General features: G+C 37.5%; 17 protein-coding genes. 13 read left to right on the top strand and 4 right to left on the bottom strand.

Annotation, left to right across the window (positions count from 1 at the left end):
• The first annotated feature begins 18 nt into the window (after window positions 1-18).
• Both METEV_RS09280 and thsA read left to right on the top strand, forming a co-directional pair.
• On the top strand, window positions 19-3072 hold the full coding sequence (locus METEV_RS09280; protein ID WP_013195251.1) for an FAD-binding and (Fe-S)-binding domain-containing protein: 3054 nt from the start codon (window positions 19-21) through the stop codon (window positions 3070-3072).
• 214 nt (window positions 3073-3286) lie between these two features.
• Window positions 3287-4942: a thermosome subunit alpha gene (thsA, locus tag METEV_RS09285; RefSeq protein ID WP_049891295.1), complete on the top strand. Its 1656-nt coding sequence runs from the start codon at window positions 3287-3289 to the stop codon at window positions 4940-4942.
• Between the two features lie 15 nt (window positions 4943-4957).
• Here the strand turns inward: thsA and METEV_RS09290 are convergent, their stop codons facing one another.
• On the bottom strand, window positions 4958-5638 hold the full coding sequence (locus METEV_RS09290) for a TrkA C-terminal domain-containing protein (RefSeq protein ID WP_013195253.1): 681 nt from the start codon (window positions 5636-5638) through the stop codon (window positions 4958-4960).
• 116 nt (window positions 5639-5754) lie between these two features.
• Here METEV_RS09290 and METEV_RS09295 point away from each other — a divergent pair, with 116 nt between their 5' ends.
• The 6 genes from METEV_RS09295 to METEV_RS09320 all read left to right on the top strand — a co-directional run bounded on the left by METEV_RS09295 (window position 5755) and on the right by METEV_RS09320 (window position 9698).
• Window positions 5755-6237, top strand: a complete 483-nt coding sequence (locus METEV_RS09295; protein WP_013195254.1) for a PH domain-containing protein — start codon at window positions 5755-5757, stop codon at window positions 6235-6237.
• Window positions 6238-6346: 109 nt separating this feature from the next.
• Window positions 6347-6895, top strand: coding sequence for a biotin transporter BioY (locus tag METEV_RS09300; RefSeq protein WP_013195255.1), 549 nt, complete (start codon window positions 6347-6349; stop codon window positions 6893-6895).
• 2 nt (window positions 6896-6897) lie between these two features.
• Window positions 6898-7728 (top strand): energy-coupling factor transporter ATPase, encoded by an 831-nt coding sequence (locus METEV_RS09305; protein ID WP_013195256.1) that lies wholly within the window; start codon window positions 6898-6900, stop codon window positions 7726-7728.
• The gene (locus METEV_RS09310; RefSeq protein WP_013195257.1) at window positions 7713-8528 is read left to right on the top strand and encodes an ATP-binding cassette domain-containing protein; all 816 of its coding nucleotides are present in this window, start codon (window positions 7713-7715) and stop codon (window positions 8526-8528) included. Before METEV_RS09305 ends, METEV_RS09310 begins: the two co-directional genes overlap by 16 nt.
• Window positions 8529-8585: 57 nt before the next feature.
• Complete coding sequence (locus METEV_RS09315) at window positions 8586-9320, top strand: energy-coupling factor transporter transmembrane component T family protein (RefSeq protein WP_083810130.1); 735 nt, start codon at window positions 8586-8588, stop codon at window positions 9318-9320.
• A 57-nt stretch (window positions 9321-9377) separates the two neighbouring features.
• Complete coding sequence (locus tag METEV_RS09320) at window positions 9378-9698, top strand: ArsR/SmtB family transcription factor (protein WP_013195258.1); 321 nt, start codon at window positions 9378-9380, stop codon at window positions 9696-9698.
• On the opposite strand, the gene METEV_RS12425 is transcribed toward METEV_RS09320, so the two are convergent.
• Window positions 9658-9882, bottom strand: coding sequence for a hypothetical protein (locus tag METEV_RS12425; protein ID WP_157197331.1), 225 nt, complete (start codon window positions 9880-9882; stop codon window positions 9658-9660). The two genes, METEV_RS09320 and METEV_RS12425, sit on opposite strands and share 41 nt — an antisense overlap.
• Window positions 9883-10120: 238 nt before the next feature.
• Here METEV_RS12425 and METEV_RS09325 point away from each other — a divergent pair, with 238 nt between their 5' ends.
• The 5 genes from METEV_RS09325 to METEV_RS09345 all read left to right on the top strand — a co-directional run bounded on the left by METEV_RS09325 (window position 10121) and on the right by METEV_RS09345 (window position 12998).
• Entirely contained in the window at window positions 10121-11194 is a 1074-nt protein-coding gene (locus tag METEV_RS09325; protein WP_013195259.1) for an SO_0444 family Cu/Zn efflux transporter, read from the top strand.
• A 72-nt stretch (window positions 11195-11266) separates the two neighbouring features.
• Entirely contained in the window at window positions 11267-11731 is a 465-nt protein-coding gene (locus METEV_RS09330; RefSeq protein ID WP_013195260.1) for a PspC domain-containing protein, read from the top strand.
• Window positions 11732-11758: 27 nt separating this feature from the next.
• Entirely contained in the window at window positions 11759-12220 is a 462-nt protein-coding gene (locus tag METEV_RS09335) for a GIY-YIG nuclease family protein (protein ID WP_013195261.1), read from the top strand.
• Window positions 12217-12567, top strand: a complete 351-nt coding sequence (locus tag METEV_RS09340) for a DMT family transporter (RefSeq protein WP_013195262.1) — start codon at window positions 12217-12219, stop codon at window positions 12565-12567. Before METEV_RS09335 ends, METEV_RS09340 begins: the two co-directional genes overlap by 4 nt.
• 29 nt (window positions 12568-12596) lie before the next feature.
• Window positions 12597-12998 carry a secondary thiamine-phosphate synthase enzyme YjbQ gene (locus METEV_RS09345; RefSeq protein ID WP_013195263.1) on the top strand — a complete coding sequence of 134 codons (402 nt, stop codon included), beginning with the start codon at window positions 12597-12599 and terminating at the stop codon, window positions 12996-12998.
• Between the two features lie 22 nt (window positions 12999-13020).
• On the opposite strand, the gene METEV_RS09350 is transcribed toward METEV_RS09345, so the two are convergent.
• Both METEV_RS09350 and METEV_RS09355 read right to left on the bottom strand, forming a co-directional pair.
• Window positions 13021-13968: a hypothetical protein gene (locus tag METEV_RS09350; RefSeq protein WP_157197332.1), complete on the bottom strand. Its 948-nt coding sequence runs from the start codon at window positions 13966-13968 to the stop codon at window positions 13021-13023.
• 263 nt (window positions 13969-14231) lie between these two features.
• A complete protein-coding gene (locus tag METEV_RS09355) occupies window positions 14232-14417 on the bottom strand; it encodes a hypothetical protein (protein WP_049891181.1) in 186 nt (61 codons plus the stop codon).
• Window positions 14418-14524 lie beyond the last annotated feature (107 nt).

The following is a 14524-nucleotide window of genomic DNA, read 5'->3' on the forward strand; positions in this document are numbered from 1 at the left end:
TATTAAGGGGACTCAATAATGGTAAAACATATATCAGAGTTAAGTGGGGAGCAAAAATCAGAACTTAGCAATATTTTTGGACCCCATGTAAATTTCAAAAAACGTGAACGTCACTATTACGGCCATGATATCGGGACACTTCCAACTCTGGTCAAACCAATGCTTGGAAAAAGTGAACCTTCCGCTGTTGTAAAAGTGGAAAATGAAGATGAAGCAGTAAAACTGATCAAGTTTGCCAACAAATACAATATTCCAGTTGTTCCCCGAGCTGGAGCATCATCCGGATATGGTGGTGTTATCCCTACAAAAGGCGGTATTGTAGCCGACATTACAACAATGAACCAGATACAGGATATTGACCATGAAAACCTCAAAGCTACCGTCGGGGCAGGAATAAGATGGGAAAGACTTGAAAAAAAACTCAACAATCAGGGGTTATCAGTACAGGCATTACCTACAAGTGCCCCCTCATCAACTGTCGGTGGATGGCTTGCTCAAAACGGTATAGGTTTCGGAAGTTTTGAATACGGATGGTCACAGAACACAATGGAATCAGCACGTGTTGTCCTTCCAACCGGCGAAGTCAAAGAGTTTTCAGGGGATCAGATAAAAAATCTTACCGGCACAATGGGCACAACCGGAATTATATCCCAGATTACTCTCAAACTTAGAAATTATGAAGATACAAAGGGTATATCCGCTGAGTTCAAGGATGCGGAATCACTGAAAAAAGCTATCCATTCTGCTGATGAACAGAATATTCCTCTGTGGTCGGTCACATTTCTGAATCCTAACTGGGTTGAGCTGAAAAACAAAACACCTGAGAAACATCAGCATGGTCGTTCTGACAAAATACCGAATCCAGAATTGCCGGTAGCATACGTGTGCAATTTCCTCTACCCTGAATCAAGAGAAAATGATGTCAGACCCCTAAAAGACATAATCCAGAATTCTGGAGGAAAAGTACTTCCCGATAAAATCGCAGAGCATGAGATTAACGAATCCTACAAATCCATGAAGATAAAACGATTGGGTCCATCATTTATCCCTGCCGAAGTTCTGGTACCACTGGAAAATATGGACAAAGTATTTGACGAAATAAACAATCATATAGACCTGCCTGTTCTTGTGGAAGGGATGATGAGCAATGACGGATATGTCGTCCTTTTGTGTTTCATGAGACATTCAGAACGCTCCCTGAAGTTTAACACCGCATTCCCGCTTTCACTCAGTATTGTCAATATTGCTGAAAAATATGGAGGACGTATATATTCATCAGGTCTATACTTTGCACAAAAAGCCGAAAGTGTGTTTGCAGATAATTACAGAGATATCCAGAACTTCAAAAAGCAGCACGACCCCAATGATTTGATGAATCCTGATACCCTTACTGGAAAATCGGGTCTTAACACTGCCATATCACTTGGCGAAAAATTCGAACCTCTTGGAAGGATGATAGGGAATAAATCAGGTATCGGGTCTGAAAAATTTACCAAAGAAGAAAAAGGAATACCTCCCGAGGTCGTTGAACTTGCATATTCATGTTCCCAGTGTGGATATTGTGTCAGTGAATGTGACCAGTATTATGGACGCGGATGGGAATCCCAGTCCCCAAGAGGTAAATGGTTCTTCATCAAAGAATACCTGGCAGGCAGAGATGAACTCGACCAGGGGCAGACCAATACATTCCTCTCCTGTACTACCTGTGAGATGTGTGACACCAGATGCGAACTCAACATGCCGATTGAGCAATCATGGAGGAAACTGAGACCAAAACTTGTCCAAGAAAAAGAAATGATGACCATACCGCCATTTGAAATTATGGCTCAGAGTCTGCTTAAAGAAAGAAACATCTGGGCTAATTACATGAAGAATAGGGCAGACTGGATACCTGATGACCTAAAAGAGAAAATAAGTGATGAATCCAAGTACGGATACTTTGCAGGATGTACAGCATCCTTTGTTGAAAAGGATATTGCAGTTGGTACAGCCCGCATGCTTGATGATGCTGACATCGATTTCACAGTGCTTGGTGATAAAGAATCCTGCTGTGGAATCCCTATGCTTATGGCTGGTAAATGGGATGTGTTCGAGAAAATCATGAAGATGAACATATCCAACATGAAAAGCAAAGGAGTTGAAACTGTAATTACATCCTGTCCCGCCTGCTGGATGATGTGGCATGATGTATATCCAGAGTGGGCTGAAAAACTTGGTATTGAATACAACTTTGAAGTCAAACATTATTCAGAAGTACTGGTTGATAAACTGGATGTCTTGAAACCAAAACTTAAACAACCGTTGAACAAGGTTGTAACCTGGCATGATTCATGCCATATAGGAAGAGCCGGTGGTGTGTATGAGCCGCCCAGACAATTGCTTAAATCAGTACCAGGTGTTGAATTCAAAGAACTTGAAAACAATAGAGACAAAGCTCACTGCTGTGGTTCTGTGATGACCCTTGTTGCAGACCCTCACGTTGCGCATAATGTAGCCAACATTCGTCTTGATGAAGCAAAAGATGTGAACGCTGATGTCGTTGCCACATTGTGTCCATGCTGCCTTGTACAGTTCAGGACTGCTGTGGATGAATATAACCTTAATATGGATATCCAGGACCTTGGTGCGATTGTAGCCCGCAGCCTCGGATACGATATACCGGATTCTACACAGGACACTCTTGATGCCTGGCTTACCTTCGATAAAATGATTGAGCTTTTGCAGCCGCAGAACATGGCTGATATGATGGAAGAACTTATGCCAGAAATGATGGAAGCTATGCCGTCCTACCTGAAACCTATGATGAAATCAGTGAAGTATGTACCCGGCATGGATGCCTTGATGAAACCTATGATGCCGAAAATGATGCCCATGTTGATGCCATCAATTATGCCAAAGGTTATGCCCAGTATGCTTAAGGCTGTTGAAAAAAGAGTACCAATGCCGGATTATATAAAAGAACAGATGCCGGATTTGATGCCGAAAGCCATGGAAAATCTGATGCCTAATATGCTACCTCAATTGATACCATATCTAACACCTAAGATGATAGAATATATCAAAAAGAATTAAGATTTCAGCCATCATCAGCATATACTTTTCATTTTCATCTTCTTTTTATAGAATAATTTTATATAGAACCTCTTACATCCACAAATGTTAGAACCAAAAGAATGGGATATTTCCCTGTTTGGATAATACAAAAAATATTCTGGTTATATTGATTTAAAGTGTTATTAAAATATAATCATCAAGAACCCAAGGAGGTTATAAATTGGCAGGACAAATGCAATATGGTGGACAAGCACCAAACGGACAACCAATCTACATTCTGGGAGAAGGATCCCAGAGAACCAAAGGAAGAGACGCACAGAGCAACAATATAATGGCAGGTAAAGCAGTCGCAAACGCTGTAAGGAGTACACTCGGTCCAATAGGAATGGACAAGATGCTTGTTGATTCCATGGGTGATGTTGTTATTACAAATGACGGAGCAACCATACTTAAAGAGATGGATATCGAGCATCCTGCCGCCAAAATGATTGTGGAAGTAGCCAAGACACAGGATGATGAAGTAGGTGACGGTACTACAAGTGCAACTGTTATAGCTGGTGAATTACTCAAAAAAGCTGAAGAATTACTTGATGATGGTGTACATCCAACAATCATTGCTTCAGGTTACAGAAATGCAGCAGATAAAGCAGCCGAGTATATAAATGAAATCGCTGTTGATGTATCTCCTGATGACACCGAAACCTTAAAGAAGATAGCATCAACCGCAATAACCGGCAAAGGAGGAGAAGAATACAAAGACACACTGGCACAACTTTCAGTAGATGCTGTTAAGGCTGTTTCTGAAAAGACTGAATCCGGCACATCCGTTGATACAGACGAAATAAAAATCGAAAAACATGCCGGCGGAAGCATGAGGGATTCTGAACTTATTAATGGTGTTGTAATCGATAAAGAACGTCTGCACACCAACATGCCTAAGAAGGTAGAAAATGCAAAAGTACTGCTTTTGAGCGCACCTATTGAATTCCAGAAGACAGAAATGGATGCTGAAATCAAAATCACATCACCTGACCAGATGCAGCAGTTCCTCGACCAGGAAGAAAAAATGATTAAAGACATGGTCGATAAAATCATCAACAGTGGCGCAGACGTTGTATTCTGTCAGAAAGGTATCGATGACATGGCACAGCACTACCTGCAAAAAGAGGGAATCTTTGCACTCAGAAGGGTTAAACAGAGCGACATGGACAGGCTTGCCAAAGCAACTGGTGCCAACATCGTACAGGACGTCGATGAAATCAGTGAATCCGACCTCGGGTCTGCCGGTAACGTTGAAGAAAAGGATGTCAGCGGAACAAAAATGACCTATGTTACCGACTGCGAATCACAGAAATCCGTTTCTGTAATCCTTCACGGCGGTACAGAACACGTAGTAGACAGTCTTGAAATCGCATTAAACGATGCACTACGTGTTGTAGGTGTAGCAGTTGAAGACGGCAAAGTCGTTGTCGGTGGCGGTGCTTCTGAAGTCGAACTTGCAATGAAATTGTACAACTACGCCGCATCACTTGAAGGAAGAGAACAGCTTGCAGCCCATAAATTCGCTGAAGCTCTCGATATCATCCCACAGACACTGGCAGAAAATGCTGGTCTTGATGCAATTGACAAACTTGTAGAACTCCGTTCCCAGCATGAGAAAGGCAACAAATATGCCGGACTTGATGTCCGCAACGGTGAAATTGTTAACATGTGGGAAGATGATGTTATCGAACCATTAAGAATTAAAACTCAGGCTATCAATGCAGCAACTGAAGCCGCAGTAATGATTCTCAGAATCGATGACGTTGTCGCTACAAGCGAGAAATCCGGCGGAGGAGAAGAAGCCGCCATGGGTGGCGGCATGGGTGGAATGCCGATGGGAATGTAAATTCCCTTTCTTTTTTTATTGTTCAAATGTGGATTTTAACGCATTAAGCGGTCCATATACCACAAGTCTGTCATTTTCTTTGATAACTTCATCTGACTTGGGTACAGATATCCATTCACCATTTCGCTCAATACCAATCACAAGCAGGTTTTTCTCTGACAATTTAAGGTCATTTAATGATGTTCCTGAGAGGATAGAATCTTCTTTTACTATAACTCTTATCAATCCATAACCCTCAAGAAGATGGAGCAGTCCTTCAGTAACTTCTTCTTCAAAATTAGTGGTTTTTAAAAGTCTGTTTTCTATAAACACGTCCCATCTTTGTAAAAAACCTGTATGAGTAGCTATTTTATAGACAACAACCAGACCCAGAAAAAGAATGACTATATTTATCGGTATCTGAAACCCTTCACTAACAACTACAGTTGATGTCATGGTTACAATAACTGTAACAATCCCTGCATTACCTAAAATCATGAGCCATATTATAATCCGGCGTCTTCTGGGATTGTTTACAATCAATTCAGCTTCTTTTGTTGTAAAACCTGTCCCTGTAAAAGCCGATAATGCCTGAAATCTGGATCTCTTCTGGTCAAGACCGGTCATCATTAAAGCAATAGATGATGCTCTTACAATAAGGAATGAAGTAAATATAACCAGTAATGTGGTAAAAGGAAAATAAAAAAACCCATCCATCTGAGTGCACCTCAAAAGGATATCCCATTTAAAGTTTATTTAATTTTTCCAGCAATATATTCATGTATTCTTTTTAATTTATATAATATAGACATAAAAAGATTATACAGGTGTATATGTTGAGCGTATTTGAAAAATATCTGGCAGACGGTGAAGATTTGTTGTACAAAGTAAAAAGCAGAAACAGAGCCGATATCGGTTTTACAAATAAAAGAATAATATCCCTGAAACCTACAGGTTTGGTTAACAAAAAGGAAAATTGTAAAGACATATCCTACACCCACATTTCATCTATTGTTACAGGTTATAAGAACCATTACTGGATGTTGCTGGCAGGTCCGGTTATATTGTTGGCAGGGTTTGTATTATACCTAACCTCCGGATATTACAACCCCATGGATATATTTTCAAAATCCGGTTCTATAGTTATGGCTGCAGGCGTATTTGTTTTTGTCGCTGGATTCCTGATAAGAGAATTTCTGAGAGAACTCTCAGTAACTTTTGTTACCTGCAGTGAAAAATACAAAGTAAGTCTTAAAGGCTCATCAATCGAACAGGCACAAACAATCAATGAGATTATAAGAGAAAATACCAAATAAAAAGAATTACAAAGATATCGTTCCATTTTGACAAAATTTTTAAATAATTGTTAACCCGTTGTCAACTTGATGTTGACAATGTTGATATAAAATTTTAGTGGTTAACAATATGGATGGCGATGAATCAGAAACAAATATAACCGGTTCTTCTGAAATAAAGAAAATGGTTTTTGCGTCCCTTTTTGCAGCAATGACTGCAATAGGTGCATATATGAAGATTCCTATTGGTCCTGTTCCTATCACATTTCAGGTTTTGTTTGTATTTCTGGCGGGGTCTATACTTGGCAAAAAATGGGGCCCCCTTAGTATGATTGTCTACATACTTCTGGGTGTTGCCGGATTACCAGTTTTTGCCGGTGGTGCTTCTGGTATCGGTGTCCTGTTTGGACCTACAGGTGGTTATATCATAGGATTTGTTCTTGCCACCTTTGTTATCGGGATGCTGACAGAAAAAGTAAAATCTGCAGGTTTAGTTCTAAACAGCTTTTACATGATTATCGGATTAATTATAATTTATACACTGGGTGCAACACAACTTATGATTGAAGCACAGCTTGAACCAATCGAAGCAATTATGTCAGGTGTCGCTCCCTTTGTAACCGGTGATTTAATATCAATATTGATTGCTGCATATATCACCACAAAATATGAGATATAAAAATGATAGATATCAAAAATCTGGTTTATCAATATGAAAGCAACAGTAAATACCCGGTTTTGAACAGCATAAACCTTCAGGTTAAAAAAGGCGAATTTGTATCAATAGTAGGAGAAAACGGATGTGGAAAATCAACTCTTGTACAGCACCTTAATGCTATACTTATCCCTTCAAAAGGAACTGTGCAGATTGAAGGTTTAGATACAAAAAAACAATCCAACATATGGTCTATACGACAGAAGGTGGGGATGGTTTTCCAGAACCCCCAATCCCAGTTTATAGGTACTACTGTTCAGGAAGACGTTGCATTCGGACCTGAAAATCTGGCACTCTCCAACCATGAAATTCGAACCAGATTGGATGATGCACTGGAACAGGTAGGAATGTTGGATTTTAAAGAATACAACCCTATGTCATTAAGTGGTGGACAAAAACAATGTGTAGCTATTGCCGGTGTACTGGCTATGAAACCCGAATACATTGTTCTGGACGAAATAACTTCCATGCTTGATGATAAATCGCAAAAAACGATATTTGATATCATGAAATATCTCCAGAAAAACGGAATAACGATAATCTATGTCACACACAGGATAAAAGATGTCGTCAATTCCGACCGGATTATTGTGTTATCAAAAGGCAGTATCCTGTATAATGACAAACCTCAAACGGTTTTAAAAGAACCTTCTCTTCCAGAATCAGGGATTGAAATACCTCCCATAGTAGAACTTGCCAACAAGCTGGAAAAAGATGGGATTATAGATACATATAATAACAAATATCTGCCTTTTTCAAATAAAGAGCTTCTGGAGGATTTATGTCAATCAATATAAAAAACGTAGACTTTTCCTACAATAAAAATACACAACTTGAAACCCGTGTACTTGAAAACATAAATCTGACAATAGATAAAAACGAATTTGTAGGCATAACAGGCAAAATCGGTTCCGGGAAATCAACTCTGATAAAATTGTTTAACGGTTTATTTGTACCAGATAATGGATATGTTTATGTTGACGGGGCGGATGCTTCAGATAAAAAAACCAGAAAAAAAGTGGGATTGCTGTTCCAGAACCCACATGACCAGATTTTTTCTAAAACCGTTTATGAGGAAATAGCCTTTGCTCCGTCCAATTTCGGAATTAGAGGTGATGAGCTGACTGAACGTGTCCATGAATCCCTTCACCTTGTAGGTTTAGATACAAAAATAACTGATATTTCACCTTTTAAGTTAAGCGGTGGAGAGATGCGCAGAGTAGCTCTTGCAGGTGTTCTGGCTATGAAACCTGAATATCTTATTCTGGATGAACCTACATCAGGCATGGACATAAAAGGTAAAAAAGAACTCTATTCAAACCTAAAAAAGATACACGGTACCGGAACATGTGTTGTTATTGTCTCTCATCAAATTGATGATTTGCTGCCTTTGGTGAATAAAATTGTACTGATGGATAATGGAAAAATTACATTTGCCGGAACACCTTCTGAATATCTTGAAAATATAAGTTCACCTGTTCCTGAAATCACCCAACTTATGCAGGGGCTTAAAAGTAAGGGATTTAACGTACGAAATGATGTATTAACAGTTGACGATGCATACGAACAAATTAGAAAACTGCTGACGAAAAAATAGAGGGTGTAGTCACTATGCACAGCTTTTTTTTTTAATTATGTTCCGGGAAATTCATTAATACATCATCTTGACCCAAGAACTAAATTATTAGCCGTTATGGTTGCAAGCATATTCATATTCAATGCTGAAACTTTTTCAGAACTGATTACAATTGCAGGGTTTTTTGTTATAATTACTTTTATTTCAGGTGTTAATTACAGGATATTTTTTAAATCACTGCGCCCCATGTCCCTATTTTTTGTTTTTCTGTTTTTTATTCAACTATTTTTAAGTGACGGCAAACCAATATTTACAATCGGATTTATTAATCCCACTTATGAAGGTTTAATAACAGGGCTACAGATAACAACCAGATTCATATTTTTGATTCTATTTGCATCTCTTCTCACTGCAACAACTCAGCCGGTTATGATTACCAGTGGGATTGAAAGGTTAATCCGCCCCCTGCCTTTAAAATACATAGGGATTTCATCGTTCGACATTGCAACCATGATGTCACTTTCCATCAGATTTATTCCACTTTTGTTTGATAATGCAAAAAAAATACAATATGCACAAATGTCTCGAGGTGTGGATTTTAAACATAATATTTTCAAAAGCTTTTCATCGGTAGCTGTTCCGTTGATAATGAGTACAAAGCGTACTGCCCAGGACATAGCTATCGCAATGGAGAGTCGATGTTATCAGGGAATATATCGAACTTCTTTGTTCGAACTTGAAATGAAGAATGCAGACTGGACAGTTCTGTCAGGGATTTCTGTAATGGTTCTGCTTTTTATGTTTTTAATTTAATTTTTTAGTTATACCCTGTAATTAAAATTTTATATATAAACAAATGTTCATTTATTCATGGATTATAGAGAATGTGAGCGTTTAGATGAAGAACTGATAAAAAGTTTGGAATCGTCAGCTCCTGATGATAACACTATTTCAAAAATGTCCAGAGTGTTTCAAGCTCTCCAATCCAAAAGTCGATTAAAAATCCTATTGATACTTTCTAAAAAAAGTATGCGTGTCTGTGAAATGGTATATGCACTTGGTATGTCACAGTCTGCCATTTCACACAGTCTTAGGGTTTTGAATTATCTTGACCTTGATAGAATGGATAAAAGAGGTAAAACTATATATTCTATCGCAGATGAGCATATTCTGACGTACTCCAACGGATAAATCCGTAGGGTTGTGTGGTCACCATCCATCTTGACGTTGCCACTTGCGGGGCGCCAGTACTCCCGTACGATGCATCTCTGTCTGCACCGCATCGTTTGTGCTCGACACCAGGCAATGTTTGGTAGAACCTGATGATACACAAACAACCGACTGAACAATGTCTTACATCAGGCAGCTTGCTCAAAGCAACTGTACACTGAAAGCATTGCTACATCTATAATACTGTATATACTATACAAAAATAAAAAAATATTGGTTCAAAAAACAATAACCAACGGGGTTGTTTCATCATTCTTTAAACTTCGTTTAAAGATGTCTTTTAAAGAAAACGGTTAGAAACCGTTGGCTTTCACGTACCCCTGTTGCCCCATCTTCGTAACTCTTATTGACATGTGCATGGAACATATTACGGAGCAGTAAACATGATATGGGTGAATGTATATAACTATATACTGGGCATATTATCAGAATCTTGGTTTATTTTTGAAGAGGCTGCTCCTTATATGTTTCTGGGTTTTGGTGCTGCTGCACTAATACACATTTTTGTCCCAGATGAAAAGATAATGGATTATCTGGGATCATCAGCAGGGAAGTTTAAATCTGTACTCAATGCATCACTTGCAGGCATACCACTTCCCCTGTGTTCATGCGGAGTTATACCTACTGCAATATCATTGAAAAAACGGGGTGCTACAAGAGGAGCTACACTTTCTTTCTTAATCTCAACTCCAGAAACCGGAGTTGATTCGATTGCTATAACCTATGCATTAATCGACCCTATAATGACAGTCTTTCGACCGGTTGTTACATTCATCACCGCATTAAGTGCCGGTATCACAAACAATATATTTATAAAAGATGAAATACCAAACTTTTCAAACCCTTCAAATGAATCATCTAACTGCGCCTGTGAATCATGTGACTTGGATAAGGTAAATACAGAACAAAAAATGTCAAAGCGGTTTATAGAAGGATTTAGATACTCCTTTGTCGAACTTCTTGGTGATATCTCGAAATGGCTCATCCTTGGAATTATTTTTGCCGGTGTTATATCATATGCTGTTCCTGACAATTGGATTCAGTCATATCTTGGCGGTGGAATAAATTCCATGCTTATAATGCTTATAATCGGAATACCTTTGTATATATGTGCCAGTGCATCCACTCCACTTGCATCTGCACTCATTGCAAAAGGGACAAGTCCGGGTACAGCATTTGTATTTCTGCTTGCAGGACCCGCCACAAATACGGCTACATTGACAATGGTTACCCGATATCTTGGTAAGTTTACAGCCATAATATATCTGATGATAATTGCTATATGTTCTCTCGGTTTCGGTCTTATCCTAGATATGATATATTTTAAACTTGGAATCGAGGCAATGGCTGAGGTAGGAAAAGCAAGTGAAATACTTCCTGCAGAAGTTAAAACATTTTTTGCTGTACTTCTTGTACCAATTATAGTATATGGTATGTACCAAGAAGTTAATGAATAAACAAAAGAGAGATTATATACAATAAACTAAATACTGTCTAACAGCCATAACCATGTTTTCAGAGGAAGATAAATGGAAGATACAGATAAAACCGGTAGAGACAAATTGACCAAAAGCAAAAGTGACCGTATGCTTGCCGGTGTTTGTGGAGGTATTGCTGAATATTTCGATGTTGACCCGGTACTTGTAAGAGTTGCTTTTGTGGTTCTTGCACTGGTAAATGGACTTGGTATATTGTTATATATCATCCTTGCTATCGTTATGCCTGAACCTGAGAACAACGATAAAACGCCTGAACAAAACACAACCAGTGAAAACGGTACTGATGAATACAGCGAAAATGATACCTATACAAAAACACAGCATAAATCCAACCGTACTGACCGCACCTTATGGCTTGGAGTTATTTTAATTATTCTTGGTATTTTTCTTATTATTGACAGGTTTAATGTCTTCTGGTGGTTAGGATGGGATGTACTCTGGCCAGGTATACTAATATTAATTGGATTCTGGATTATTACCAGAGTTAGAAGATAATTTACAACCTAATAAAGTGGATTTTACATGAGTTTTGATTATTCAAATAAGGGTGTTTACTTTCTGATATTTAAAAATAAGCCATCTAAAGTAACAACCGGAAAACTTGGATATATATCGTTCAAAGAGGGTTATCATGTTTATGTAGGGTCTGCTCTTGGACCCGGTGGATTAAAACGGGTTAAGAGGCATATTAGTCTATCTAAAAACCGGGATAAAAATCCCAGATGGCATATAGATAATCTTCATATCAGCCAATGTTTCAAATTGTTTGCAACAATATGCGCAATCACAGATAAAAAATATGAATGTTTGGTTGCACAGAAGTTAATCCAGAACAACTGGAATTACATCCCTGATTTTGGATGTAGTGATTGTTCCTGCCAGTCTCATCTGTTTTATAGAAAAAGTAATCCAATAGATGAAATAAAGCACTTATTTTTAGAATTTGGACTTGAACCATACATAAACCATTTAAATTTTAAATGAATATTAGTATAAAAGACCTTAGTCTAAAAATGGAATGGATATACCTTTTTATTGCTGCCACTTTTGAAATCGGATGGGCGGTATCATTAAAATATACCGAAGGATTCAGCAAACTTTACCCCACTATAGTAATGGTCATATTCATGGTCTTAAGTTTCTATTTCCTGTCCCAAGCCGTCAAAAATCTGCCCATCGGAACAGGATATGCTGTCTGGACTGGTACAGCAGTAATTGGAACTGCCATCCTTGGAGTATTCCTTTTTAATGAACCATATAATATAGGAAGGGTTTTATGTATAATGTTGATTGCCACAGGTATAGTAGGTCTAAAGTTTATATCAGGATAATTGGTTTATAAACACTGGGAGTGACTAATATGTACAAAACATTCAATTTAAATACTAAATCGCGCAATGAAATGGTAGATATTACAAGCGAAGTAAAAAACGCCCTGAAAGAACTCAACGCTGATAACGGAATCGCAACCATTTACTGCCGGCATACAACCGGTGGTATAACCATCAATGAAAATGCTGACCCATCAGTACAGCATGATATTATCGAATTCCTTAACAAACTTGTCCCTGCAAATCAATCGTATTTCAAGCACATGGAAGGGAATGCAGACAGTCATGTTAAATCGTCGATAATTGGAACATCAGAGCAAGTTATAATAGAAGAAGGAAAACCAGTGCTTGGTAGATGGCAGGGTATATTTTTTACCGAATTTGATGGACCCAGAAACAGAAAAGTACATGTTAAATTCAGCAGTGATTAAGGTCTTACATATAATCTAAAAGTTAACGTTTTTCTTTTACCAAACTATCCAGAATATTCCTACTTTTTACAATATCATCAAGTGTTTGTTTTATTATTTTTCCATCCCTAATCTGTTTTTCTGCATCAAGATTATGCTTTTTTGCATATGCAATTAATTTCTGTGTTTCACTTTCTGTAAGAATCGCGTCATGATAATTACTTACAGGCAAAATTTCTAGATTCAAGTTTTCATTTTCCAGTAGTGGAATTATTCTTCTAAAACCGTCAATCCCTATCTCACCATCACCTATACATTTGTGGTCTGCCACCCCGTACCACGGGTGCGGATTATAAGGATCACAATCATGAACATGATAATACACTGGTACCCCAGTGTTTTTTACATCAACTATAAATTGTTTCAACTTTTCAATCGACTCGTTTTTTGTATATCCCTGTTTAACCCTGTAAAAATAATAGACATGACCTATATCTATACATGAGCCGATATGTTCCATATTTGTGTGGGATATTTGTCTTATCAACTTGAGATAGTAATTAATTTCAAGCGTATTACTGAATTCGATATACAAATTATTGTTAAGATTTTTAAGATAAGGTTCAATCAGTTTTAAGGCATTGATATAACTGTTTAACCTTGAATCAGAAAGAGTTGTAAGGTAAGGGTCTGTTTCATCATGGACAATGTAACCTGTACCTGACGTACCGGTTAAAAATTCAATTGCAGATTCAACATATTTCCTATTTCTTTCCGGGATGTCATCTGAAAAATAGAAACCCAATTCCCCACTTTTTCGTATATGTACATTATAATCCAATACATTGTTTACAGATTTTAATAAACTAACAGCTTCATACTGTTGTTTATAGGAATAAATATTTAATTCCAGACCTATACTATTTAGGATTGCTTTTTCCAGCTGCATATTAATTATTGGATGATTCCCACCCCAACAGTCGAATCTCATAAAATAATTCATGGTTTATACCTGATTTTTAATTCAATTATCAACAATTAAATTCATTAGTTTTAAAAAATATTAAGATTTAAGGAGAGTTGCAGAAACTCATATACTACCCCAATCCTTAACCAGATTGTATAGCTTTTTTAATTCTGCAACTCTCCACCAAATTTCATCTGGCTAAATTTACTTAACTTTTATCAGGTTATGTATAATTTTATAGATAAAATAAGCAAATACCTAAACCGGTCGTTGAAACTTTTTTATAATTAATTATTTATTTCCAGTTTTTCATAGAGCCAAATCGCAGCTACAAATATTCCAGTTACAAAGAGGCCGATCAAAAAAATAAGTATGAAAGAATTGACACCATAACCTGCACCAGTAAGGTCACTGATAACATCCAGTGCTTTTGTGACACCAGTAACATTCAACAATACAGTGGATAAACTCATGCCAGTAAGAACCTCTTGAAAGAATGACAAAAATTAAAAAATATATTAATTTTCTTATTTATTTAAGATAATTCAATGCCTTATATATTAATCAGTTATAAGAATTT

The organism is Methanohalobium evestigatum Z-7303, assembly GCF_000196655.1.
GTDB lineage: Archaea > Halobacteriota > Methanosarcinia > Methanosarcinales > Methanosarcinaceae > Methanohalobium > Methanohalobium evestigatum.